At 48.0% G+C, this 25,830-nt stretch carries 16 protein-coding genes and 1 pseudogene; 16 read left to right on the top strand and 1 reads right to left on the bottom strand.

The window, feature by feature from the left end; translation table 11 throughout:
- Positions 1-48: 48 nt before the first annotated feature.
- Entirely contained in the window at positions 49-822 is a 774-nt protein-coding gene (locus BLS44_RS10125) for a hypothetical protein (RefSeq protein ID WP_218127720.1), read from the bottom strand.
- A gap of 296 nt (positions 823-1,118) precedes the next feature.
- Between BLS44_RS10125 and BLS44_RS10120 the strand changes: the two genes are divergently transcribed.
- The 16 genes and pseudogenes from BLS44_RS10120 to BLS44_RS10040 all read left to right on the top strand — a co-directional run bounded on the left by BLS44_RS10120 (position 1,119) and on the right by BLS44_RS10040 (position 25,527).
- Positions 1,119-1,832, top strand: a complete 714-nt coding sequence (locus tag BLS44_RS10120) for a LytR/AlgR family response regulator transcription factor (RefSeq protein ID WP_090389947.1) — start codon at positions 1,119-1,121, stop codon at positions 1,830-1,832.
- Positions 1,833-1,840: 8 nt separating this feature from the next.
- On the top strand, positions 1,841-2,653 hold the full coding sequence (locus BLS44_RS10115) for an AraC family transcriptional regulator (protein ID WP_090389946.1): 813 nt from the start codon (positions 1,841-1,843) through the stop codon (positions 2,651-2,653).
- Positions 2,654-3,124: 471 nt separating this feature from the next.
- Complete coding sequence (locus BLS44_RS10105; RefSeq protein WP_090389944.1) at positions 3,125-5,107, top strand: tetratricopeptide repeat-containing sensor histidine kinase; 1,983 nt, start codon at positions 3,125-3,127, stop codon at positions 5,105-5,107.
- A 302-nt stretch (positions 5,108-5,409) separates the two neighbouring features.
- Positions 5,410-6,045, top strand: coding sequence for a peroxiredoxin (locus tag BLS44_RS10100; RefSeq protein WP_090389943.1), 636 nt, complete (start codon positions 5,410-5,412; stop codon positions 6,043-6,045).
- A gap of 74 nt (positions 6,046-6,119) precedes the next feature.
- Positions 6,120-6,815, top strand: a complete 696-nt coding sequence (locus tag BLS44_RS10095) for a phosphoadenylyl-sulfate reductase (protein WP_090389942.1) — start codon at positions 6,120-6,122, stop codon at positions 6,813-6,815.
- 85 nt (positions 6,816-6,900) lie between these two features.
- The gene (gene cysD, locus BLS44_RS10090) at positions 6,901-7,809 is read left to right on the top strand and encodes a sulfate adenylyltransferase subunit CysD (RefSeq protein ID WP_090389941.1); all 909 of its coding nucleotides are present in this window, start codon (positions 6,901-6,903) and stop codon (positions 7,807-7,809) included.
- 36 nt (positions 7,810-7,845) lie between these two features.
- Positions 7,846-9,087, top strand: coding sequence for a sulfate adenylyltransferase subunit 1 (locus BLS44_RS10085; RefSeq protein ID WP_090389940.1), 1,242 nt, complete (start codon positions 7,846-7,848; stop codon positions 9,085-9,087).
- Between the two features lie 88 nt (positions 9,088-9,175).
- Positions 9,176-10,051, top strand: a complete 876-nt coding sequence (gene cobA, locus BLS44_RS10080; protein WP_090389939.1) for a uroporphyrinogen-III C-methyltransferase — start codon at positions 9,176-9,178, stop codon at positions 10,049-10,051.
- On the top strand, positions 10,041-11,735 hold the full coding sequence (locus BLS44_RS10075) for a diflavin oxidoreductase (protein ID WP_090389938.1): 1,695 nt from the start codon (positions 10,041-10,043) through the stop codon (positions 11,733-11,735). Before cobA ends, BLS44_RS10075 begins: the two co-directional genes overlap by 11 nt.
- 80 nt (positions 11,736-11,815) lie before the next feature.
- Positions 11,816-13,489: pseudogene (locus tag BLS44_RS10070) on the top strand (NADPH-dependent assimilatory sulfite reductase hemoprotein subunit); the annotation flags it as partial.
- A gap of 127 nt (positions 13,490-13,616) precedes the next feature.
- Positions 13,617-14,456, top strand: a complete 840-nt coding sequence (epsC, locus tag BLS44_RS10065; RefSeq protein ID WP_090389936.1) for a serine O-acetyltransferase EpsC — start codon at positions 13,617-13,619, stop codon at positions 14,454-14,456.
- Between the two features lie 6 nt (positions 14,457-14,462).
- The gene (locus BLS44_RS10060) at positions 14,463-16,055 is read left to right on the top strand and encodes a TSUP family transporter (RefSeq protein WP_090389935.1); all 1,593 of its coding nucleotides are present in this window, start codon (positions 14,463-14,465) and stop codon (positions 16,053-16,055) included.
- A 463-nt stretch (positions 16,056-16,518) separates the two neighbouring features.
- A complete protein-coding gene (locus BLS44_RS10055) occupies positions 16,519-17,904 on the top strand; it encodes a TSUP family transporter (RefSeq protein WP_090389934.1) in 1,386 nt (461 codons plus the stop codon).
- A gap of 255 nt (positions 17,905-18,159) precedes the next feature.
- Positions 18,160-21,126, top strand: a complete 2,967-nt coding sequence (locus BLS44_RS10050; protein ID WP_090389933.1) for a TonB-dependent receptor — start codon at positions 18,160-18,162, stop codon at positions 21,124-21,126.
- 196 nt (positions 21,127-21,322) lie between these two features.
- The gene (locus BLS44_RS10045) at positions 21,323-22,573 is read left to right on the top strand and encodes a 6-bladed beta-propeller (RefSeq protein ID WP_245729173.1); all 1,251 of its coding nucleotides are present in this window, start codon (positions 21,323-21,325) and stop codon (positions 22,571-22,573) included.
- A complete protein-coding gene (locus BLS44_RS10040; RefSeq protein ID WP_090389932.1) occupies positions 22,570-25,527 on the top strand; it encodes an outer membrane beta-barrel protein in 2,958 nt (985 codons plus the stop codon). Before BLS44_RS10045 ends, BLS44_RS10040 begins: the two co-directional genes overlap by 4 nt.
- The last annotated feature ends 303 nt before the right edge of the window (positions 25,528-25,830 follow it).

Raw genomic sequence — 25,830 nt, 5'->3', positions numbered from 1 at the left:
TTTTCTTTGTTTCCGATTTTCAATGTTGCAACTTGCCCCATTCACCAGCTAGGGCAGCCATTGGCTAAGCTTCGCATATAACTCCTCCGTCCAGGCCTTGGCGCAATGTGTATTGCAGGTACCATCTGTGATACCCGCGCTTTTGGCTTTTACAGGCGAATTATTGGGTATCCTGTCATAGAGTGGCTTCCCGTAAAAGCCGGTGATATTATCGCCTTCGTTGTTACCGGCGCAGTTGATGGCAAATACCGGTATCTTGAATTTTGAAATCGCGTCGGCACCCGTGCCGCCACAAGCACCCAGCAGGCCTTTACAATAGTCAAGACTGCTGTAATAGGCGATCGTGGTATAAAGAATCGTTGTGGCATAAGAATAGCCGCCCACTACCGACCGAGATTTGTCTACTCCGTATTTATCTGCCAATGCACGGATGCTGTGATCATAATCCTGTCCCATCATTTCGGCGCTTTTATTCCAGTCTGCAGTACCAGGCCCTTTGTGGTATTGCACAATAGCCGCTATATAGCCGTTTTCTGCAGCCTTTTGGCAAAGGGCGTTCTCCGGTCCGCCCTCCAGGCTGCCCTGCGTGGGATTATGCTCATCATTGCCACTTCCCATAACCAGGATGCCCTTGTATGTGCTGCGATCCTTCTGCACATACACTTTATAGGTGATGCCATTGGTGGTTTGCGTACTGCGTTCTATATTCCCGGGCAATAAAGCATCATCCTCCTTCTGTTTTTTACTACAGGAAAGCACAGCAACGATCAGCATCAGTAAAGCCAGTATGACACAAAGAATGGGTAAAAACTGCTTCTTCATTGTTCCATTGTTTATATGGTTTCAAAGCTAAATGCAGCCGCCCCCCTTTTGCAAGCTGTTTTAGATAAACAGCAGTTTGAATCGACAAACAACAGCTGGTTTGGAGGGCCACTGCAAAAAGCCGGTGGGCCACTTTCTATACCGATACGGCCCGGGCGGATACCCGGGAGTTTGTCTTATCGCTGAAAAAAGCGATATGAACCGGTGACCAAACAGGTTTTTTGGCCGCATCTTTGATCTGTTTTATATGACCACCCCTGATGAAAATCCCGGCAGATTAGTTAATTTTGAGAGACATGAGCGAAGCCAATGCATACAGCTGCATCATCGTGGATGATGATGAAATAGACCGCCTGACCACCCTGTCTTTTGTAAAGAAGTATCCCTTCCTTTCTGTAAAGGGCGTATATGACAATGCCGCAGCAGCGCTCGCTGAAATTGAGCAGACCCGTCCCCATATCCTATTATTGGATGTAGATATGGATGGCACGAATGGGTTGGAGCTGCGCCGGCAGCTATTGCAGGTGGATGCCTGTATCTTTATCACCTCCTACCCGGACTATGCACTGGAAAGCTTTGAGCTGGCGGCTCTTGATTTTTTGGTAAAGCCCGTAAAGACAGACCGTTTTGCGGCCTCCATGCAACGACTGGAAGAGTACCTGTTACTGCGCAAAAAATCGGCATTGCTGGACCATAGCCTGAATGGTGATACTATTTTTATAAAGGATGGCCATGAGCATATAAAGATCAAGGCAGCCGATATCCTGTACCTGGAAGCCCTGAAAGATTACACAGGCATCATTACCCGGCAAAAAAAGCATTGCGTACTGGCATCGTTGGGAAATCTTCTAAAAGATCCTTCATTTAGCAGTTTCATAAGAGTACACCGGAGTTACGCCGTACAAAAGCATTTTATTGATAAGATAACACCACAGGAAATCCATATCAGCGGAATATCAATTCCTGTGGGCCGGAGTTACAAGAAAGCATTGGAAAAAATAATAATGTAATATCCCGCATGCATGTTATTCCTTTAAATATAGCCCCGCAACTGAGGCCCTACATACACAGTGCCCTATGGATACAGCGTAACGAGACCGGCGGCTACGTATTTAACATGATACCCCGCCTGTACCCCTGCATCATACTCCCTATGGAACAGGCAGACGGCCTGGAAGTCATGAACAGGGATGAACGACTTCTGTTTGAACGGAATCAGCTCTATTTTGGAGGCGCCGGCGACGCGCTGTGCCGGTTTTCGATACCCGCCAAAATGGACCTGCTGCTCGTGCTGTTTCATCCGCACAGCACCGGCCTGTTCTGGAAGGAAGACGCGCTGCATTTTGCCGACCATCCGATCCTGATTACAGATACCAGCCGGGAGCTTTACCTGCTCAACGAAAAAATAAACAATGCAGGGTCGGTCATCCAAAAATGGCAGTCGCTCCAGACCTTTATGATCCAAAAAATGACCTGTAAACCAGCCCGCAATTTAGTTTATGTAACCCGGGCCGTAGAACTCATTTATCGGTCGGCCGGCCGGGTGGATATCAAAACCCTTGCGAAAGAGGCGTATACCTGTCAGCGCAATTTACTCGACAGCTTCCGGCAGCATGTGGGCATTGCGCCTAAACGCTTTACGGCAATGGTCCGTTTTAATGCTGTGGCAAAGGAGCTTACCAATTATACCGGCAAATATTGCCTGCAGGAAAAGGCCGTGGAATATGGTTATCATGACCTGTCGCATCTTTATAAAGACTTCAGCCGCTATTTAGGAAAAGTCCCAAATACGTTCCTGGAGCAGAAGCAGGAGATCAATGCCCTGGTTTAATCTGCAGCAGAGCGTTGAAAGAATCATAATAAGCCGGAGATTGTAAAAAACGGAGATTTTTTTAAACCGGGTATGTTCATCTGAAGAGCGGTTTAATTTTAGGAGTGATATGTATTCTAAAACCACAGGGGGCGGCTTTTACCGGATAAAAAACGCCGGTAAACCAGCCCGCAATAAAACCGATGCCCATAGATTAAAAATGCCAGATACAATAGCTATTCTTATTTCGAATGTAATGATGGGCCGGGGCTACGCTGCTCCAGGACCCGGCAAAGCGATCCGGCACATTTCTTTCGCCCGGTTCCGGGGCGCCTGGTTTACGATTATGATCTGGAACTTCAGATACGGATTATCTGCAAAAAACGAGTATCTTTCATTCGCAAACCCGAAGCCCAACTTGTGAATATCAACTTGGCATCAAAACCGGCAATGCCATTCAAAAAAATGCCTTGATTTAACCATAAGTATCCTATGCGAGTACTGAAAATCTTATTACTGGTCTGTTTATTTCTGAACGGGAATGCGCAAAAAAGTGGCCAGGAGGCTATCGACTCTATGTTGCTAAAACTACGGGAATCCCAATACGATACCAACAAAGTACGGCTGTTATATAAAATCAGTAAAGCGTACCAGGACCTTGATATTGAGAAGTCGACACAATTTGCAAACCAGAGTATGGCAGCGGCCAAAACCCTGGGCTGGAAAAAGGGCATTGCGGCAAACCATATTTTATCAGGTGAATTGCTGTTAAACGGCAACAAATACGATTCAGCCTTATTGCAGTTTAAAGCAGCTTACGCAACAAATACAGCAATTAACAATATCCCCGGCATCATCAGTGCTTTACAAAGTATCGGAAACGTTTATTATGGTCAAAGCAATCACAACCAGGCACTACCCTACTATCTGAAAGCCCTGGAAATGGCAGAAAAAGCTGAAGACAACGATCGAATCTGCCGGATCAATCAAAATATTGCCGGGGTGTACCTGGACCAGGAAAACAGCACAAAAATGCTGCAGTATGCGAAAAAATCTTATGCGGCAGCGATAAATAGTAAGATACCGGAAAATACCATTACATCCCTTGAATCTATAGGATTGGCTTATTTGCTGGGGAAGGATAGTATTTCCGCAGGAAATTATTTTTCAAAAGCGCTGGAGCTAAATGAAAGCACCGGCAATATTTACCGGGAGGCCAACTTATATCATTATTTAGCGCTGGCAAAAAAATCAATCTCAGAAAGGATCCGATGTTTGCTACAGGCAAAAAAACTATTTGATGCCTATAGCCCGGACCATGCAATGGCGCTCAGCAATCTAAAACATCTGGGAACCGCCTACAGGGATTCGTCTGTTAAAATAACCGACCCGGGCAAAAAACAGCAGTTATTATCATCAGCAGAAGCATATTATGAAAAAGCGATCGCAATAAGTAAAGCGATGGGCCATATCGACACTTATAATGATGCCGAATCCGGCCTGGCCACGGTCAGGGCAGCTAAAGGGGAATACCGGTCTGCCTATGAATTACTTTATAATTATGTTCAGACTTACGACTCCCTTTACTCACAGGAAACCAAAAACAGGATCGCCACGCTGGAAAATGCCCGGGAAATCGATGCCCGCGATAAACAGATCCAGATCAACAAACTGGCCCTCAGCAATGCAAGACGAACCCGGGGAGCCTTAATAGCAGGCGCTGTATTCCTGTTCATCATCGGGGGGCTCTTGTTTTACCAGAACCGTACCCGCCGCAGGACCAATACCACCCTGCTCACCCTGAACAATGAGCTGGATGAGGCCAATAAGGTAAAAACAAAATTCTTTGGCATCCTCAGCCATGACCTGAGAAGTCCTATTGCAAATCTTATCAATTACCTGCACCTTCAAAAAGAAAGCCCGGAGCTGCTAAGCGAGCAGAAAAAACAACATTATCAAAAGGATCTCACAACAGCTGCTGAAAACCTGCTGGATACCATGGAAGCCATGCTGCTCTGGAGCAAGAGCCAGATGGAGCGTTTTTCTCCACAAAAGAAGCTCATACCGGTTAGCCATCTTTTTGAGCACATCCAAAAACAACTACCAGCCAATAATACCGTTCATTTCCACTTTGCCAATCCCGAACAACTGTCCGTAAGTACAGATGAAGATTACTTAAAAACCATTATGTACAATCTTACCGCCAATGCATTAAAAGCCCTGCAGCATACACCCAACGGCCAGGTCCGCTGGGAGGCCCGGCAACAGGCACACCTGGTGCTCCTTACCATCACCGATAATGGTCCGGGCATCCAGCAACCGCAAATGGAGGCGCTTTACAATGAGAACGCTGTGATAGGCACCAAGCACGGCCTGGGCCTGCACCTGATCCGGGATCTGGCAAAAGCCATCCAATGCACCGTTTCATTTCGCCCGGCAGCAAACGGAGGCGCCTCGTTTACCATTACGATCTAGCCATCACAATAACGGGGGAATAAGGAAATTTGAAAAGGAAAGCCTGGCAGCAGGCGTAAAGCGGGTCTGACGGATATGGGGCCCCAAGACCCACTTATGTGTGGTTAGCACTGTTCTGCTGGTCTATTCCTGGCGCTGCGGCCCGTCCATTGCCTATTCACTTTTGATTATTTTTCCATTTTCACCATTTTTTTACACTTCCATTCAAATATTTTATCGTACCTTGCAAACCACCCTATTAGTCTACTTGATTAGTAGGTTTATTAAAAGAGCTATTTTGTCACTAAAAACTGTTTAAAATTATGTCATTAAGATTAGGCGACATTGCTCCGGATTTCACGGCGCAATCTACTGAAGGAGAAATCAAATTTCATGAATACCTGGGCGACTCCTGGGGCGTGCTGTTTTCGCACCCGGCTGATTATACTCCTGTTTGCACAACCGAGCTGGGAAAAACGGCTTTATTAAAAGGCGAATTTGAAAAACGCGGTGTAAAGGCCCTGGCAGTGAGTGTTGATCCGCTGGATTCGCACCTGGGATGGAAGAACGATATCAATGAAACACAAAATTGCTCCGTTGATTTCCCGATCCTGGCAGATCCTGATAAAAATATCGCCACCCTTTATGATATGATCCACCCCAATGCTTCTGAAAAGGCAACCGTGCGTTCCCTGTTCATCATCGGGCCCGATAAAAAAATAAAGCTGATCATTACCTATCCGGCTTCTACCGGAAGAAATTTCCAGGAAGTATTACGGGTGATCGATTCATTACAACTGACAGCCAACCACAGCGTTGCAACTCCTGCAGACTGGAAAGCAGGTGAAGATGTAATTGTAGTACCTTCTATCAGCACAGAAGATGCCATTAAAAAATTCCCTAAAGGCGTAAAAGAGGTAAAACCTTACCTGCGTTATACACCTCAACCGAATATTTAATTTTTAGTTTATCGTTTATGGTTTATAGTTGATCTCAGCTATAAACCATAAACAATAGACCATAAACAACAACCGTGTTTACAGAAGAGCAGATACAGGAAATAGAGAACGCTTCAACGGCGGATGCCTTACGGCTGGTAACCGGGAAGTTTCCCGAAGCAACCGTTTTCTCCACATCACTGGGCCAGGAAGACCAGGTATTAGCGGAAATGATCGCAACGGCAAAACTGCCGGTGCGGATCTTTACGCTGGATACCGGGCGCCTGTTTTACGAGCACTATGACCTGTTGGAGAAAACCAATGCCCGCTATAAAATAAACATCGACATTTATTTTCCGGAAGCTCCGGATGTAGAAACCTTTGTAAAAGAGAAGGGTGTCAATGGATTCTATGAATCGGTTGAAAACCGTAAAGCATGTTGTTTTATCCGGAAGGTAAAGCCCCTTAACCGTGCGCTGACAGGTGCAAAGGTCTGGATCACCGGTCTGCGGAGCGAGCAGTCGGACAACCGGAAGGACATGAAAATGATCGAATGGGATGCCGATCGGGGTCTTTATAAATTCAACCCGCTGATCCGGTGGAGCTATGATGAAATGCTCGACTACATCCGGCAAAAAAACGTGCCTTATAACCCGCTGCATGATAAAGGATTTATCAGCATCGGCTGTGCCCCCTGTACCCGGGCTATTGAGCCGGGTGAGGATCCCCGGGCCGGCAGATGGTGGTGGGAGGTTTCGCACAAAGAGTGCGGGCTCCATGTACACCAATAAAGGGATCCCGATAAATGCCCGCCTTGAAAAAACCACTTTGATTGTTAAAAAAATCCGCACAGGCGGATCTGTATAAAAAGAATGTATGGGTGAGTACACATTAGATTACCTCGAGCAGCTTGAAGCTGAAAGTATCTATATTTTCAGGGAAGTTGCCGCACAATTTGAGAAACCGGCCTTGCTTTTCAGCGGCGGTAAAGATTCCATAACGCTGGTGCAACTGGCAAAAAAGGCTTTTGCACCCGGAAAGATCCCCTTTCCGCTGGTGCATATCGATACCGGCCATAACTTTCCGGAAGCGCTCGCTTATCGCGATGCCCTGGCAAAAGAAGTAGGCGCCGAGCTGATCGTACGCAAGGTTGAAGATACCATTAAGCAAAAGCACCTTACCGAACCCAAGGGCAAATTTGCAAGCCGCAACTGGCTGCAGATCCACACCCTGCTGGATACCATTGAAGAATTTAAATTCGATGCCTGTATTGGCGGAGCCCGCCGCGATGAAGAAAAGGCCCGTGCAAAAGAACGCATCTTTTCTGTAAGAGATGAGTTTGGACAGTGGGAACCCAAGCTGCAACGCCCCGAATTATGGAACATCTACAATGGCCGGATCCACAAAGGCGAAAATGTGCGGGTATTCCCCATCAGTAACTGGACGGAGCTGGATGTATGGAACTATATCAAAAAAGAAGAAATCCCCCTCCCCTCGATTTACTTTGCGCATGAACGCGAAGTGCTTGAACACGAAGGACAGCTGATTGCCGTTTCCGATTATATCACCATCGATGAAACCGATGTGATTTCCACAAAAAAAGTACGCTACCGCACCGTAGGAGATATGACCTGTACCGCAGCCGTGGAATCCAGCGCCACAACCCTGGATGAAGTGGTAAACGAAATTATGGCCACCCGGATCTCCGAAAGAGGCGAAACCCGGATCGATGACCGGGTAACCGAAGCAGCCATGGAAGACCGGAAGAAGGGCGGGTACTTCTAAATTCAAAATTTGAAATTCTAAATTCTAAATTTCCAAATGGATATATTACGTTTCATAACTGCCGGTAGTGTAGACGATGGCAAAAGTACATTGATCGGCCGGCTGTTGTATGATAGCAAAAGCATTCTGGTAGATCAGCTGGAAGCGCTGGAAAAACAATCAAAAAACAAAAATGCCGATGGCATTGACCTGGCATTGCTCACGGACGGTTTAAGGGCCGAAAGGGAACAGGGGATCACCATTGACGTAGCCTATCGCTATTTTTCTACCCCAAAAAGAAAATTCATCATTGCGGATGCCCCGGGTCACGTACAGTATACCCGTAACATGATTACCGGTGCTTCCAACTCCAGCCTGATCATCATCCTTATTGATGCCCGCGCCGGTGTTATTGAACAAACCCGCCGCCATTCTATCATCGCGTCCCTGTTGAAGATGCCACATGTGGTGGTAGCCATCAACAAAATGGACCTGGTCGATTTTTCTGAAGAGCGGTTCAACGAAATCAAAGCCGATTATGAAAAAGTGGCGGCACAACTGAATCTCGGAAACGTCACGTATGTTCCGATTTCCGCGCTCCTGGGCGATAATATCGTAGACCATTCCGAAACAATGTCCTGGTATACCGGTCCTTCATTGCTGGAGTTCCTGGAAGCCGTTGAAGTAGCTTCCGATATCAATCATAAAGACCCGCGGTTCCAGGTGCAGTACGTCATTCGCCCGCAAACAGCCGAGCTGCATGACTATAGGGGCTATGCCGGCCAGATCATCAGCGGCGTTTACAAAACAGGCGACAAAATAAAGATCCTTCCCGCAGGTATCGACTCTACTATTACAAAGATCGAAGTAGGCGGCAAAGAAGTAAACGAAGCATTTCCCCCGCAGGCTGCAGTATTGCATATTGCAGATGATATTGATATCAGCCGGGGAGATACCTTCGCCCATGTGGATAACCTGCCCAAGGTGGCCAACGAGATCGAAGTGGTACTCTGCTGGCTCGATAATAAACCCCTCATCCAGGGAAATAAATACTTTCTTCAACATAAAGGGCGTTTGCTCAAAACCATTGTACGGAACGTAGCATACAAAGTAGACGTAAACACCCTGGAACGCATACCAGCCGAAGACGGCGTTAAACTCAATGAAGTGGTACATGCTACCATTAAAACCGCAGCGCCGCTGGTATACGACCATTTTGATACTTTAAGCGACTATGGTAATGCCATCCTGGTAGATGAGACCAGCAACAGCACTGTAGCAGCAGTTTTACTGAATTGATCCAAACGGCGCCCGGCCGGCAATCCCGGTGCGCCGTTATTTTTTAACTACGAAGTCTACATTTTAAGTAGATTATAAAAAACAACAGATGCTCCTTCAACATACATCATCTGTAAAAAAGCAGCCGCATAAAAGCGCCGGTAAAGTGATCCTGGCAGGCGCCGGTCCCGGCGACCCGGACCTGATCACGGTTAAGGCAGCCGATGCCCTGCGAAGCGCAGACGTGGTGCTTGCAGACCGGCTGGTCAGTGACGTAATCCTGCACCGTTATGTTTCCCCAGCTGCCGAGATCGTATACGTAGGCAAGGAATGCAGCAAAAAAAGATCGGTACCTCAAAGCACGATCAATGAGCTGCTGGTGCACTACGCGCTACAGGGAAAGTTGGTGGTACGGCTCAAAGGGGGCGATGTTTCCATCTTCTCCAATATCCTGGATGAGCTGCAAACCCTGACACAACATTCGATCTCTTATGAGATCATTCCGGGCGTAACAGCGGCCCTGGGAGCAGCAGCTTATTCGGGAATGCCGTTAACAGCACGGGGATATGCAACAGCAGTACGGTTCCTTACCTATTATAAATCGGATGTGGTTACAGATGCCTACTGGAAGGAGCTGGCAGCAACAGAAGATACCCTGGTATTTTATATGTCGTCCGGGACCCTGGACCAGGTAGTAGAAAAATTAACAGCGCATCACATCGCAAAAGAAAAGCAGCTGGCCGTTATTGAACAGGCAACAACCTGCTTTCAGCAGGTACATACCTGCAGCCTTTTCGATTATGCCAATACCCTGAAAGGCGCAGTGCTGGCCTCTCCCAGCCTGGTGGTCGTGGGTAAGGTAGTGGCATTGCACCAGCAGTTCGGCTGGCTGGAGAATAGCCACAGCCAGCAGTTATACTTTAAGCCCGTTACCGAAGAAATGATCCGTGTTCATCAACAAAATAATTTAAAACATGCTATCTGACGCAAAATTAGGAGCCATCAAAAACCTTACCCCAACACTTTCGCGGGACGAGTTACTTTGGGCCAGCGGCTATTTTGCCGGCCTTGCACAGGGAATTGCAGGCGGCCAGGAAGCTGCTGCAGCCGCCCCTGCTGCAGTAAAAAAAATATCCCTGGTCTATGGTACCGAAACTGGAAATGCAAAAAAACTGGCCACGCAACTGGCTGGCATTGCCAAAAAAAAAGGAATTACCGTAAAGCTTACCGGGCTGGATCAATATCGTTTTACCGATCTTCCCAAGGAAGAGTACTTTTTTGTGGTAATCAGTACACAGGGTGAAGGAGAGCCTCCCTTACTGGCCAAAAAATTCTATGACCATATTCATGAAAACCAGCTCAACCTCAGCAAGCTCAAATTTGGAGTGCTGGCGTTAGGCGACAGCTCTTATCCCGAATTTTGCAAAACCGGGGAAGACGTGGATGCCCGCCTGGAAGCCCTGGGCGCCCACCGCGTACTGCCCCTGAAAAAATGCGACGTGGAGTACGAAGAAGATGCGCTGCACTGGCTGGACAACGTAGCTGCGGCGCTGCAGTCCACTGCAAGCGCGCCCGCGGCTGCCCTTCCTGCGGAGCCCAAACCCACCGGGAAAAAATACTACATGGGCAAGGTGATCACCAATATCAACCTGAACGACCGCGGCTCTAATAAACAAACCTATCATATCGAGATCACGACCGATGAGCCCATTGATTACCAGCCCGGCGATGCCCTGGGGATCGTACCCTCCAACAAACAGAACATGATCACCAAGATCATCGGCATCACCGGCATAGACCCGGAAAAAGAGATCCAGACCGAAAGGGTAAAAGCAACCGTGCGGGATCTGCTGAGCCAGCATCTGAACATCTGCTACCTGCTGAAATCGACCGTTAAAAAATTTGCAGCGCTTACACAGCAGCGGATCCCCGATACCCGCATGAGCCTGTACGACCTGCTGCGCATCTACCCCGTAAAAGATGCCGCACAGTTTGAAGAAGTGATCAAAATATTAACCGCACAATCACCACGGCTTTACTCCATTTCCTCCTCGCCCAATGCACACGGAGAAAATGAGATCCACATTACAGTATCCAAAAACCAGTTTACCGTTGAAGATGAGGAACGCTACGGTGTGTGCAGTGAGTTTCTCTCCGACCTCGATGAAGGGCACGAGATCGAGTTCTTTATTCAAAGGGCCAAACATTTTAAACTTCCGGAAGAAAACAAAGATGTGATCATGATCGGCCCCGGTACCGGCGTGGCCCCCTTCCGCTCCTTCCTGGCAGAACGCGATGCCAGCGGAGCCAGCGGCAGGAACTGGCTGTTCTTTGGCGAACAACATTTTGTGACCGACTTTTTATACCAGACCGAAATTCAAAGCTACCTGGAAACAGGCGTGTTGAATAACCTGGACCTGGCTTTTTCCAGAGATACAGATCAGAAAATTTATGTACAGCACCGCGTTAAAGAAAAAGGAGAAGAGTTGCTGGACTGGCTGAACAACGGTGCATACCTGTACATTTGCGGTGCAAAAGACCCCATGTGCAAAGACGTGGAAAACACTTTTGTAGAGCTCTTCAAAGCAAAAGGGAAATCGGAAGAAGAAGCCCGTAACTACCTTGTGCAGCTGGAAGAGGAAGGACGGTATTCAAAGGATGTATATTAGTTAATAAAATTTATCGTTTGTGGCTTATGATTTATGGTTAGCAACAACTATAAACGAATAACCAGAAACCAGAAACAAAAACAATGAGTGAGAAAAATAATTTATCAGGAACCGAAAAGATCAAAGTAGCAAGCCAGGGGCTGCGGGGAACGCTGAAGGAAAGTCTTACAGACGCGCATACCGGCGCCATACGGGAAGACGACCAGGCACTGGTGAAATTCCACGGCATGTATATGCAGGACGACCGGGACCGCCGCGAGGAACGGAGCCGGAAGAAACTGGAGCCGCTTTATTCTTTTATGATCCGCCTTCGGCTACCCGGTGGTTTTATGACACCGGAGCAGTGGATCGGCCTGCATCATGTAGCAGGAAACTATTCCACTGGCACCATAAAGATCACAACAAGGCAGACCATCCAGCTGCATGGCATCTTAAAATCACATACCAAACCCACCATCAGTGCATTTAACACGATGCAGCTGGATTCCATTGCAGCCTGCGGCGATGTAAACCGGAACGTAACCTGCGCATCGCACCCCAAAGAGTCGCCCTTACATGAGGAGATCTACCAGTTTGCCCGTGAGATCAGCGCGCATCATTTGCCTAAATCAAGAGGCTATTATGAAGTGTGGATGGATGCTGAGAAACTGGTGGAAACTACAGAAGAAGACCCCTTGTACCAGGACCGGTACCTGCCCCGTAAATTTAAGATCGGGATCGCCATTCCTCCCAATAATGATGTGGACGTATTCATCAATGACCTGGGGCTTATTGCTATTATCGAAGACGGTGAGCTAAAAGGCTATAACCTTGCGGCCGGAGGCGGTTTGGGTACCACCCATGGTAATGCCAGCACCTACGCACGGCTTGGAAGTATGCTCGGGTATGTACCAAAAGCACAGGCTTTAAAAGCCATCTATGAGGTCATTACCGTACAGCGTGATTTTGGTAACCGCAGCGACCGGAAGCAGGCCCGTATCAAATATACCATTGATAAACTGGGAGTAGACGCCTACCGTGCGGAGGTAGAAAAGCGCTGTGGATTTTCTTTTGAACCGGCACGCCCCTACGCCTTTACCAGCCGCAAGGATGCTTACGGTTGGTCGCAAAACCATGAAGGGAAATGGTATTACACCCTATTTATCGAAAATGGCCGGGTTGTGGATGAAAACAATTACCCACTGAAAACCGGTTTATTAAAGATTGCTGAAACCGGAAAGGCAAATTTCCGCTTCACCTGCAATCAGAACCTTATCCTGAGTGATATTGCCGATGCCGACAAAGCGATAGTAGAGCAGCTCCTGGTAGAACACCAGATCATTAAAAGCACGGATAACGCCAGTCCCATGCGGCGGAACTCCATGGCTTGTGTGGCCTTGAATACCTGTGCCCTGGCGATGGCGGAAGCACAGCGCTACCTGCCCACCCTCATCAGCAAAATAGAACCGCTGCTGCAAAAACATCAGTTGGCGGACGAAGATATTATTGTACGGATGACCGGCTGCCCGAACGGTTGCGGACGCTCTCCCAACGCAGAGATTGGCTTTGTAGGTACATCCCTGGGAAAATACAACCTGCACATCGGGGGAGATCGCCTGGGTGAACGGCTCAACACAAAATACAAAGACAGCCTGGATGAAACAGGTATTCTTGATACGCTGGACAACCTCTTCGACGTTTATGTAAAAGAGCGCAGCGCCGGTGAAACCTTTGGCGATTTCTCGCAGCGGAAATGGATCAGTGATAACCGCTGAGGCTCAGAAGAAGCAGATCGTTACCGCCACTAATAATACTAAAAGATACCACTAAGGCGGCAAATGCTTTAAAATTGATTATAACAGTTGAGATTCAGTGTTTCAGTGGCCAACTTAAACAAAAACAATGAACGAAAAAGATTTCTTAAGTCTCCTGCAAAGACATAATAAAAAGCACGCAGGCAATATTCCGGATAAAGTATTAAGCCACCAGTTTGTCGACGATCTTTTTGGATTCCTCTTCGTTCCGGAAACCGGTGTCAATCAAAAAGAGCGTGATCTCGAAAAGGGCTGGTATTCGCTGAAAAGCCATTTAACTACGCTGATCTATGATGTCGTTAACGACGGGGCAAGGGCACAAAGTCTTTCCGATCAGTTCTTCAACGGGTTGCCGGATGTATATGAGACACTGCAAAAGGATGCTTCCTTTTTCCTGGTCAATGATCCTGCTGCCTTAAGCAAGGAAGAAGTACTGCATGCCTATCCCGGCTTTTATGCCATAGCCGTATACCGCATTTCAAATACTTTGTGGAAGCGGGGCATTCGTGTACTGCCCCGTATCTTTACGGAGTATGCGCACAGCAAAACCGGCATCGATATTCACCCGGGAGCAACCATCGGTGCCTCTTTTTTTATTGATCACGGAACCGGTGTGGTCATTGGCGAAACAGCCGTTATTGGCGAAAAGGTAAAGATCTACCAGGGCGTCACCATCGGTGCCCTTAATTCGGCCCGGGCAAAAAAAGATAAAAAAAGGCATCCCACGGTGGAAGATAATGTGATCCTGTATTCCGGTGCCACGATACTGGGAGGTGACACGGTGATCGGGAAGGACAGCGTGATCGGGGGTAATGCCTGGATCACTTTCAGCGTACCCCCATCGTCACTGGTTTATCACAAAAGCGAAGTAGTGGAAAAAGAACATTTTTCTCACAGGAAATCAGTGAACGCGATCCTGAAAAAATAATACTGCATGACGGAACAGCAACCGGCCTACTCAAACGGAACTCAGGAAACAACCGACAATACCCTTTTCCCGGTTTTTATAAAACTGGAAGAGTTAAGATTGCTGATCATCGGGGGCGGAAAAGTAGCTTTGGAAAAACTCGGCGCCGTACTGACCAATTCCCCTGCCACCCGTATACAACTGGTGGCAAAGGAGATCATCCCGGAAATCAAACTGCTGGCGGCAGACCATATACACCTGCAGCTGAGTGAACGGCCTTACGCCATAGAAGATATCCGGCAGGCCAGCCTGGTGATTGCCGCAGTTAATGACCCCGGCACGGCACTGCAGATCAGGAACGATGCTGCCGCTGCTGAAAAACTGGTGAATATAGCGGACAAACCCGCCCTCTGCGACTTTTACCTGGGCTCCGTGGTAAAAAAAGGACACCTGAAAATTGCAATCTCCACTAATGGAAAGTCTCCCACCATCGCTAAACGTCTGCGGGAGACATTTACAGCCGCCATACCGGATGAGATGAACGACCTGCTCGACAATATGCAGCAGATCCGGGACCAGCTTTCCGGTCATTTTGATCATAAGATCAAAGTGCTCAACCATATTACCAAAGGACTTGCGGTAAACGGGGTTGACAGTGATGCCTCCTTTAATATAGATAACCCTTCCGAAAACGAGGTGGTTGACAGCTCAGCGCTCGTTGCCAATGCCACAAGGCGCAGCACGCCCTACCTGATCGGTATCGGTTTGTTCCTGGTACTGGCCCTCGCCATCTACACCCTCTATATTTTTGGGGTCAGCGATTCCATCCTCCACTTCTTAAACAAGGATCACCATATGTTTTACTGGATGCTCCTCGTAGGCTTCCTGGCTGAGATCGTGGCAGGATCCATGGGTATGGGATATGGCGTTATCTGCACCACCATCCTGCTGATGCTGAACGTAGCACCTCCTATTGTAAGCGCCAGTATCCACTCTGCGGAATCCTTTACGACCGCTGCCGGCAGCATCAGCCATTTCAAGCTGGGAAACGTTAACAAAAAGCTTACAAAAGCGCTCGCCATACCGGCGGTCATTGGTGCCGTTATAGGTGCACTGTCATTATCCTACCTTGGCGAAAAAGATGCAAAGCTGATGAAACCCTTCATCGCAGCCTATACGCTATACCTGGGAGTGCGGATCCTGATGAACACCTTTAACCGGAAAAAAGGGAAACCCGCTCCCAAAAAAGTAAAACAGAAAAAAACCAATATTACCGCATTGGGACTGGCCGGGGGATTTATTGACTCCTTTGGCGGCGGCGGCTGGGGCCCGTTAGTGACCGGCACCTTTATCAAGAACGGACGGACGCCCCGCTATGTAATCGGCAGCTCCACTGTTGCAAAATTTATCCTCACCATTACCAGCGCCATCACCTTTGTATTTACCCTGGGCATCCAGCACTGGAATATTGTAGCAGGTTTGCTCATTGGTGGCATCATTACTGCGCCCTTCTCTGCCATGCTTACAGCAAAGCTCCCTACTAAAAAAATGTTTGCTATTGTAGGAGTACTGGTTATTGTAATGAGCTGTATTACGATTTACAGGGCTGTATTTTTGTAAATCGCTTTTTCTTTCGGGAAGAATACGCACCAATAAAGGAATCCAAAGAAGTTCCTTTAAATCTTTGGTTTCATCACCTTTCTTATGAAAGAAAGAGGTTTTGCCAGGTCTATACACAGCGCACCCAAGGGAAATTGGCGATATTGCCAAAGTCGATAATATTTTTACCGCACCCCTGGCGGTATTCAAAGTAAGACCACGCACAGGGTGGCAATATCAATCTTTCCTGTACGCCTCTATAAGTTTCAATCCTTCCTGAGAATAAATAACCCTACAATTTTGATAGACTAATAAAATCCCCTATTTTTGCGTTCTATGCAAATGAAGAGTAGGATAACAGGCGCCCAAATGCCCGGCGAAAAGCCGGTCTGCTGTTGTACATACGTGGTCCGCAATGCAGGAACCGGTATGCAATAATCTCTTTTTTTAATCAAATAGTCTACTAAATTAATAGACATTTTAAATGGCCGAGCAAGAAATACTTATTCCCGAAAATCCCCCAACTGCACGCAGCCGTACAGCCCCGGTTGCCGCCCTGCCGGGGTCACTGCCCCTGCTGATCATTGGCGGCGGGCATACAGCCCTGGAGCAGCTGCAATCCCTGCTGCAGGCAGGGTTCCGATCTTCCATTACCCTCATAAGCCCAAAAATATTTCCCGCCATAAAGGCGCTTGCGGCAGATGTTGAGCTGCATTTGCAGGAACGCGCGTATACACCTGACGATGTTGAGCATGCCGGTACTATCATAGCGGCTGCAGACGATCCGGATACCGCCGGCCGGATCACCGCCGATCTGCACCGGCTCGGGAAACGGGCTTTCATCACCACCAAACCGGAACTTCAATCGCTCTATACAGGTCTTCTTGCAAACGAACAAAATGTCAGTATGCTCCCGGGCATACTTATGACCTCCCGGCAGCCATTCCTGTATCCCCCAGTTACCGGACCGGCTGAAAAAGGGAAGGGAAAAGAGATCGCCTATAAGAAGATCGCCGCCCGCGCATTACTTTTATTTGGCGTAATGCTGACCGGGCATTTCCTGTTCTCTTACCTTCCGTATGATGCCATCAGGGAAGGAACAGAGCAACTCTACCAGGGTTTCGACCGATCATTCCTTATTATGCTCCTGGCCGGTTTTGCAGCACAGCTTGTAGACGGGGCACTGGGTATGGGGTATGGCGTCACCAGCGCCACGATTCTGCTATCTGCCGGGGTGAATCCTGCTGCTATCAGCGGCAGTATCCATACCGCCGAAATGTTTGCCAGTGGCGCGTCCGGCTACAGCCATTACCGGTTCGGCAATGTCAATAAAAAACTTTTCAGAACCCTGCTGATCCCCGGCGTTGCCGGCGCTATACTGGGGGCAGTACTGCTGGTTTACCTCGGCGAAAAATACGGTTCGTGGATACGCCCCTTGCTGGCCTGTTATACCCTCTTTCTCGGAATAAAGATCCTGGTCAATGCATTCCGCAACCAGGTCCGGAAGAAAAAATACAAACATTACAAACTACTGGCCGGGGCCGGAGGGTTCTTTGATTCTTTCGGCGGCGGTGGATGGGGCCCCATCGTTACCACCACCTTAATTACAAAAGGCCGCAGCCCCCGGTATGTGATCGGCTCAGTAAGCCTTACCGAATTTTTCGTAACCCTTTCCAGTGCCTTTACGTTCTTTATCTTTCTGGGTGTAAGCCATTGGCAAACCATATTAGGATTAATCATCGGCGGATTGATCGCCGCCCCGGTTGCCGCAAAGCTGGCCGGAAAACTTCCCCGGAAAACGGCCTTCATACTGCTGGGGATACTGGTGGTTACCTGGAGCATTAAAATACTGGCCGGTATCTTCAGGTAAGCCTCCCGTCCCTTCGTCCTTCTCTTTTTAAAATAAAACTCTACTTTTTTTATAGACTAATAAATTCCCCTATTTTTGCATCTTTAATTTTCACTATGTGTACAGCAAGATCCCATAAACAACAGGTAATCCGCAGCGCTCCCGGGATGCGATATACCATAGCCCGATGTTGTTAAAATCGCCTTTCCTATTTTTTTACTCTTTTAGTCTACTTATTTTGTAGACAAATAATTTAATACATAAATAAAACAGATCATGACCGCTTTCAAGATAAACCAATGGCTTATTGCCGCCCTGCTTTTTATTGGCTTCAACCTTCCTTTCGCATTAAAGGCACAGGAGAGCAATATGCTCCAGATCACCGGCAGGATCTCAGACGACCAGAAGAACGAGCCACTGGCAGGCGCCAGTGTCCAGATCGGGAATAGCGGGGAGGGTGCCATTACTGATCAGCAGGGAAGATTCACTTTGCGTACCCGGGCCAGGATCCCTTTTACCCTCCTGATCACATCCATCGGGTACGAACCAAGGGAAGTGGAAGTAAAAAGCACCGGGTCCAACCTCAACATTGCGTTGGTTACCCGTACGGTTTTGGGTAATGAAGTGGTGGTAACCGCCTCAAGAGTTTCCGAAAGCATTTTAAAGTCCCCGGTAGCTATTGAAAAACTGGATATCCGTGCCATCAAAGAATCTGCCGCCCCGGGTTTTTATGATGCCCTTGAAAACGTAAAAGGAGTGCAGATGACCACATCCAGTCTTACCTTTAAAGTACCCAATACCCGCGGCTTCAATATTCCCAATAATTTCCGCTTCATGCAGCTGGTAGATGGTGTCGACATGCAAGCCGCCACGCTGGGTGTTCCGCTCGGAAATGCCATTGGGCCTACCGAACTGGATATTCAAAGTGTAGAAATCACGCCAGGTGCAGCCTCTGCCCTTTATGGTATGAACGCCATCAACGGAATGGCCAATCTCATCACAAAAAACCCTTTTACCAGCCAGGGCCTGAGTTTTTATCAAAAACTGGGAGTCAATCATGTTGACGGAAAAGATCATGCGCCTGCCCTGTTAACGGAAACCGCGCTCCGGTATGCAAAAGCCTTCAATGATCGTTTTGCCTTTAAGCTGAATATAGATTACATGCAGGGTACGGACTGGCGCTCGAATACCCGGCTGGATCAGAACTCCAACTACCTGAAAAGTGCCAACCCTGGTTTTCCGGCTTTAAACGGAACTGCCAATGCAGCGTTTGACGGCTGGAACAAATATGGCGATGATGCGCTGGCCGGGAGCAACGTGGTGTCCATCGGCGGATTGACGATCGATGGTAAAAATGATCAGACACTCCGCGTGGCCAGAACCGGGTATTGGGAAACCGACCTGGTAAGTCCCCAGGTCAAAAACATTAAGTTTGATGGCTCGCTCCATTATAAGCCCACTACTCACTCAGAAATTGCCTATACCTACCGGGTGGGATCAATGGATGGCGTGTTTCAGCGGGGCAACAAGATCCGTCTTCAGGATGTGGTGGTGCAGAATCATGCATTGCAGTTCAAAAACAGGAACTTCTCCTGGCTGTCCTACCTGTCTGTTGAAAATACCGGAAGTTCCTACAATGTCAAACCCCTTGCAGACAATATGGACCTCTACAGCGGGGGCGCCACCGATACAAAAACCGCCGCCTCCTGGGGTACCAAATATAAAAGCGCATTAAATGCATATGGAGCGGAACATGGTGGTCTGAACAGCGCCAACCTCGCCGCAGCAACGGCCTACGCCCGCCAGCAGGCAGATGCGGGTCGCGCCCTCCCCGGTACCGCGCGGTTTGATTCCATTAAAAATGTGATCACTTCCATCAATAACTGGGATATCAAGTCCGGAAGCATTCCGGATGCACCCGTAACCGGAGGCGCTGCCCTGGTGCAAAAAAGCAGGTTGTACCACACCGAAGCACAATGGGACCTGTCTTCAAAAGTAAAAGTAGTGAACCTGCTGGTGGGCGCGGATGCCCGCATTTACGCAGTGGTACCGGATGGAAACAACTTTGTTGATTTCAGCAGGCCGCTGGATGAGCGCAATGACCCGCTGCCCGATGGCCGTTTTGGAAAAAATGTGCTGTATAAAAAATTCGGCGGTTTTGCGCAGGCAACCAAAACCCTGTTTGGCGAACATCTGAAACTATTTGGCTCCGTACGCTATGATTATAACCCGGAATTTACGCCAAAAATCACGCCCCGGATCGCTGCCGTGTATACCGCCAGTGAGCAACATAATTTCCGTATCACCTATCAGCAGGGATATCGCTTCCCCGCTTTATTTGAAGCCCTGTCCTTCGTTAATAACGGGCGTGTAAAACGCGTGGGAAGTCTTTCTTATATCAACGAAGGGCTGGGCTACCTGGATAACAGTTATACACAGCAATCCGTTATCAACTTCAATGCCACGGTAAGCGCACAGGGCAATACCGATGGTGCGGCGCTGGCCAACCGCAGCCTCCTCATCCCCGCCGGTTTGCCAAAAGCAAGGCCCGAAAAGATCAACTCCCTCGAGATTGGCTACAAAAGTATTTTGTTTGATAACAAAGTCGTAGTTGATATTGATGCCTACAGCAATGTTTACGATGGTTTTTTAGGCCAGGTGCAGGTATTTGTACCCAAAGGTGAAACGATCGGCTCCGATGCCGCCGTACGGGCCATGCTCGACAGGAACCGGGATGCCACCAACGCAACAGCTACAACAGCGGCCAGCAAGGGACAGGATCGTTACCGCGTTTACACCAACGCCAAAAACGAATATACCAATTACGGCTCCTCCCTGGGCATTACCTACAACTTTTACCAGAAATTCCTGGTAAAAGCCAATGCCGCTTATAATAAAATGAAGTCCAACAAAACCGACGATATCTTCGTTACGGGTTTCAATACACCCGACTGGACGGCCAACATCACGTTTGGCAACCGGGAGCTCTTTAAGAACTTCGGATTCAACGTTACCTGGCGCTGGCAAAACGCGTTCCTGTGGGAAAGCCCGCTGGTAACAGGCACCATCAGCGCCTACCATACCGTTGATGCCCAGGTAAACCTGCGCCTGCCGGCGCTCAAAACAACGATCAAGGCAGGCGCCAGCGACCTCCTCAATCACCGTTACCTGCAATATGCCGGTGGCCCTACCATCGGGGGGCTCTACTATCTTACCCTTACACTTGATAATATCCTGCAATAAAATACTCATTAATACAGAGCAATCAAAAAAGGCCCTGCTGTTTTCACAGCGGGGCTCATTTTATACAGGGAGTATTCTTGAGCGGTCATGCCATCGCGCCTGCTGTAAATAATATTCAGCGCCTATTAAACCCCGCTCCTTTTCATTGGTCTAAGATGGGTATTTTTGACAATTATCGCTTTTGACACAATTGACAATGAAGAAACTAATGTTTGTTTGCTGGGCCATGTGGCTTTGTACGAATGTTTTTGCCCAGGCAAAAACATTGTATATCGATCCCAGTAAAACCATCGGCGCGCCTGCTTCCAGAATATTTGATGAAATAAAATTCATTCCGCTGGAGACCACAAAAAAAAGCATTTTTGGCGCTATCCGGCAGCTGGTTGTTACCGACTCGCTTTTCATCGTTCTTGACGGAGACACCGATGCGCTCTACTTTTTTAACAGGAGAGGAAAATTCCTGCAGAAATACCGGATCCGGCGGTACCGGATCCGTGATATTCAGCTGGACCGGACAAAAAACGCCTTACTGATCTTCAGCATCAATAAAAACTACAATATCCCCTCCGTTCAGGTACAGGAGTACCTGGAGCCGGATGCCCGGAAAGACGTTTCCAAATTCGCAAAAGCGACCTGGTATTACCTGGACAATGTAGCCGCTGCCAAAACCGAAGACCTGAAGAACTTCCGGTACGCTTTTACCAACCCCGTGCGCTTTGATAAGAATAAGTTCGCTGCCAGCTTTATAAAGGCAAAAAGAACAGCCCGGGATACGCTCGACTATCAATTGAAGATCATCGATCAATCGGCCGTACTCCAAAACTACTTTCCTTACAATAAGAAAACCGAGTCTGTTTATTACTATGCAGGTGCTTCCCAGTGCAGCATTATGCCAACACAGAACGACTCGGTCCTGTTTGTAACCCGCCCTTTCCAGTACGAGATCTATACCCTTACACCTTCGGCTATTTCGGAAAGTTATAAGCTGATGCTGCCCATGGATAATGCCGTTCCTGCATCTTTTTTCAACACTGGCTTTTCAAGCCGCGGCGAAATGGATACCTATAAAATGGAGCACCCTTCCTTTGCGCATAAGATCGAGAATGTGATCTCTTTCAAAAACCTGATGTTCTTTAACCTGAACCTGTTCAAAGGATACAACCGGTATCTTTATGATAATAAGACCAGCCTGATCTACGACTACAACAAGATAACATCAGACAGCAGTACGTACTTTTTACCCGTTTCCGGGGGCATAAAGAGCTTTGACGACGAACATATTTATCTTTCTCTTTCTGCAAAGAGCATGTTTAATTCAAAAAAAGCGTCTGAATACAGAAACCTGCAATATGATGAAGTGCTCACGCGCTTTTTCGCAACGCGGAAAGAAACAGATAATCCCGTATTGATCCAATTAAAACCAAAAGAAGACTTAACGACAAAATGAAGCAACGTTTCCTGATCCTTTTGCTACTCCTGCCCATTTTGTCATTTGCCCAAACCAATGGCAGTGTTAAGGGGCTCGTTTCAGACTCCGTACACGATTATGGCCTGCAGTCTGCTACCGTTACCGTTTATAAAAAAGCGGATTCCTCGCTGGTCAATTACCAGGTAACCAACAACCAGGGCGAGTTCAACATCGGGGAACTCCCGGTGCGGACGCCGCTCCTGCTCTCTATATCCTACTCCGGCTATAACGACTTTTCAAAAGAAGTGTACCTGGATTCTTTAAAGAAAGATTTCGACTTCAAAAAGATCCTGCTTTCAAGAGATACATCGCGCCAGATGGAGGAAGTTGTTGTAAAAGCCGTTGTGCCGGTACGCATGAACGGTGATACGCTGGAGATCAATCCCGATGCCTTTAAACTGGATTCCTCTGCCGTAGTGGAGGACATGCTCCTGCGGGTCCCCGGCGTAACGATGTGGAGCGATGGAACCATTACCGTTAACGGTAAAAAGATCAGCAATGTGTTTGTGGATGGCAAGCCCTTTTTTGGCGGCAACCCGGAAATTGCCACCCAGAACCTGCCCAAAACGGCCATAGAAAAGATACAGGTATACCAGGAAAAAGATTACAGTAAACAGGATATATCCAATACCGAGATGGACTCCACCTTTACCATGAACATTAAAATGAAGCCGGAAAAACGGAAAGGGTTCTTTGGTAAAATAGGCGCCGGGCTGGGAACAGATCAGCATTATGAAGGTGACATGACCATGCAGGCCTACAACAAAAAAACAAAACTGGCTATTGCCGGCAATCTTAACAATACCAACAAGACCATCCAGGATGTACGGGAAGCCATCCAGAATAATACCTTCCGCTCCTATAACCGCAGGAATTTTGGTGCGCCAAATGCCAATGCCGGCGGGCTCAATACGGTGCACTATTTTGGAGCCTCCCTGCAGCATAATTTCGATGAAAGCACCAACTCCCGTTTTACCAATTCAGCAGAAGGGGAATACAATTTAAGAGATTCCAGGAACAACCAGCTTACCAACAGCACAACGATCCAGAACCTTACCGGTTATACCATCACCAATATTTCTGACCGTCGCAATACCGGAAGCTCCCTGAATCAGTCAATAGATGCGGGTTACGAAAACAGGAAGCAGGCCACTTCCTTTTCCACGAAGGCAAACTACTCCTGGAACAACGGGCAATCCTCATCAGAAGGCAATACTACAGCGTTCCGTAATGACACTGTAATGGCCAGCAGACGCCGGAATACTTCGGCAGCCACATCGCATTCAAGCAGCTTTAATCTCAATGGGTACTTCAACAATAACGATTACGATGAGGGTATCAACAAAAAAAGTTTTTCTACCAATTTTTCGGTATCCTCCAATAACAGCGAAAGCAACAGTAACCAGACCAGCCGGTTTGAGTCTTTCCTCGACAGTATTTACACCCAGAATACCGACCGGAAATACCATAACGAAAACTCCAACTTTACCACCAATATCGGGATGAACTATAACGGGCTTCGTTCCCTCTTGTTTGGCAATTATAATTTCTGGAACATCAACATCGGTCTACGGAATAACTTCCGGTATAACAAATCGGATCTGAATGCAAACGTGCTGGAGCTGGACACCCTCACAAATACCTACCAGGTCAACGAGGCGCTTACCAATATCAACTCCGTGGTAAACATCGAGGACCGGCCGGGTATCAGCTTCTTTAAAACCATCAGCAGGACGCTTTCTGACCGGTACTATAAAAGTATCTCTTTCCGCACAGACCTGCAGAACCAATTCCTTTACCAGAAAAACACATCCACTCTCAGTTACCGGAACCTGGAGCGGTCGTTCCATTTCTTTACACCGTCCTCATCCGTTTACTATAACTATAACCGGTTCAACCAATACAACCTGAACATCGGCCTTTCCCACAACAGCTCCGCTAACGCGCCGAGTATTGATCAGCTGTACCCTATTGTTGATAATATCAACAAGTATAATATCGTTGTAGGCAATCCCGATCTGAAATCGCCCCTGAGCAACAATTTTAATTTCAATGCCAACTACAATACCCAGCGGTTCAATGAAAAAACCACCTATACCGCAGGCCTGAACCTGGGATACAACACCTTTAAAAACAGTATTTCAGACAGCAGCATTTTTGGCAATAACGGCTCGCGTACCTCTTACCTGCTCAATATTGACGGAAAGCGCTCCTTCAGGGGCGACGTCAACGCCAGTGCTTCTTTCCGTATCAATAACAAAAACATGTTGCAGGTGCGGTATAACGGAGGTGCAGGAGGATCACATGCTCCGCAATATATAACCACCAAAAAGCAGGACGGAGATTTCCTGACCCAGCTCATCTATACCCAAACCAGGAACCAGAATCATTCGATTCATGTATTTTACAGCCTGACAGATCTTTTCAATATTTCCCTGGGAGAAAGCATTAACACTAATAACAGCCAGCAGGTGGGCACCGGCAAAGCGGTGCTAAAAGCAAAGACCTACGGAACCAACGCCCGCTTTACGCTCCTGGTTCCCAAAAACTTTACGTTGAGCACCAATGTGAATTACCTGAATAATATTTCGGCACAAAGCCAGTCCGAAGAAGCCACCCTCTGGAACGCTTATGCCACCTGGCGCTTTATGAAAATGAAGCAGGCGGAGATAAAACTGTCCGTATTCGACATCCTGCGGCAGAACCGCAACATCACCAACTTTGCCAATGATAATAATACCACGGGGACCACGATCACCAACGGGATCCAGCAGTTTTACATGCTGACCGTTTCCTATTTTCCCCGGCGGTTTGGTGGCCGTACCGGCAGATCAGGATCGCGGCGCTCAGAATCAGGAGAACAACGCCAGCAGCGCCCGCAGCAACAGTTCCGGCAGCAGAACAACACGCAGCGCGGCGGGGGACGAAGGTAGGTTCACGGGGAACGTCAATGACTTGTCAACCGTTGCCGGGGGGAGTGGGAAGCAGCAAGCAACGGCCAGGGAAAGAAACGTTGAACGGAATGCAACCGCAGAAGGTATAGTCAACGGATCGCCCCATATGAAACGGGCCCTTGGCAAACCCAGGCAGATAAGCGCTTAACATTGCCTTGGGATTCCTTTGGAGAACGTGGGAACCCGGAATTAAAGAAATCCTATCGGGCATGTAACCGGATCGGACCCAGACAATTTGAGAACGGGGAATACTTAAAAATGCTAACGCCTCCCCGGCAACCT

The organism is Niabella drilacis, from assembly GCF_900101395.1.
GTDB classification, from domain to species: Bacteria; Bacteroidota; Bacteroidia; order Chitinophagales; family Chitinophagaceae; genus Niabella; species Niabella drilacis.
This window is presented reverse-complemented; position numbering and strand designations above follow the sequence as displayed.

Bases quoted from the DNA above. Each gene is read 5' to 3' on its own strand.
- BLS44_RS10125 (WP_218127720.1), bottom strand. From the start codon at position 822: ATGAAGAAGCAGTTTTTACCCATTCTTTGTGTCATACTGGCTTTACTG.
- BLS44_RS10120 (WP_090389947.1), top strand. From the start codon at position 1,119: ATGAGCGAAGCCAATGCATACAGCTGCATCATCGTGGATGATGATGAA.
- BLS44_RS10115 (WP_090389946.1), top strand. From the start codon at position 1,841: ATGCATGTTATTCCTTTAAATATAGCCCCGCAACTGAGGCCCTACATA.
- BLS44_RS10105 (WP_090389944.1), top strand. From the start codon at position 3,125: ATGCGAGTACTGAAAATCTTATTACTGGTCTGTTTATTTCTGAACGGG.
- BLS44_RS10100 (WP_090389943.1), top strand. From the start codon at position 5,410: ATGTCATTAAGATTAGGCGACATTGCTCCGGATTTCACGGCGCAATCT.
- cysD (WP_090389941.1), top strand. From the start codon at position 6,901: ATGGGTGAGTACACATTAGATTACCTCGAGCAGCTTGAAGCTGAAAGT.
- BLS44_RS10085 (WP_090389940.1), top strand. From the start codon at position 7,846: ATGGATATATTACGTTTCATAACTGCCGGTAGTGTAGACGATGGCAAA.
- cobA (WP_090389939.1), top strand. From the start codon at position 9,176: ATGCTCCTTCAACATACATCATCTGTAAAAAAGCAGCCGCATAAAAGC.
- BLS44_RS10075 (WP_090389938.1), top strand. From the start codon at position 10,041: ATGCTATCTGACGCAAAATTAGGAGCCATCAAAAACCTTACCCCAACA.
- epsC (WP_090389936.1), top strand. From the start codon at position 13,617: ATGAACGAAAAAGATTTCTTAAGTCTCCTGCAAAGACATAATAAAAAG.
- BLS44_RS10060 (WP_090389935.1), top strand. From the start codon at position 14,463: ATGACGGAACAGCAACCGGCCTACTCAAACGGAACTCAGGAAACAACC.
- BLS44_RS10055 (WP_090389934.1), top strand. From the start codon at position 16,519: ATGGCCGAGCAAGAAATACTTATTCCCGAAAATCCCCCAACTGCACGC.
- BLS44_RS10050 (WP_090389933.1), top strand. From the start codon at position 18,160: ATGACCGCTTTCAAGATAAACCAATGGCTTATTGCCGCCCTGCTTTTT.
- BLS44_RS10045 (WP_245729173.1), top strand. From the start codon at position 21,323: ATGAAGAAACTAATGTTTGTTTGCTGGGCCATGTGGCTTTGTACGAAT.
- BLS44_RS10040 (WP_090389932.1), top strand. From the start codon at position 22,570: ATGAAGCAACGTTTCCTGATCCTTTTGCTACTCCTGCCCATTTTGTCA.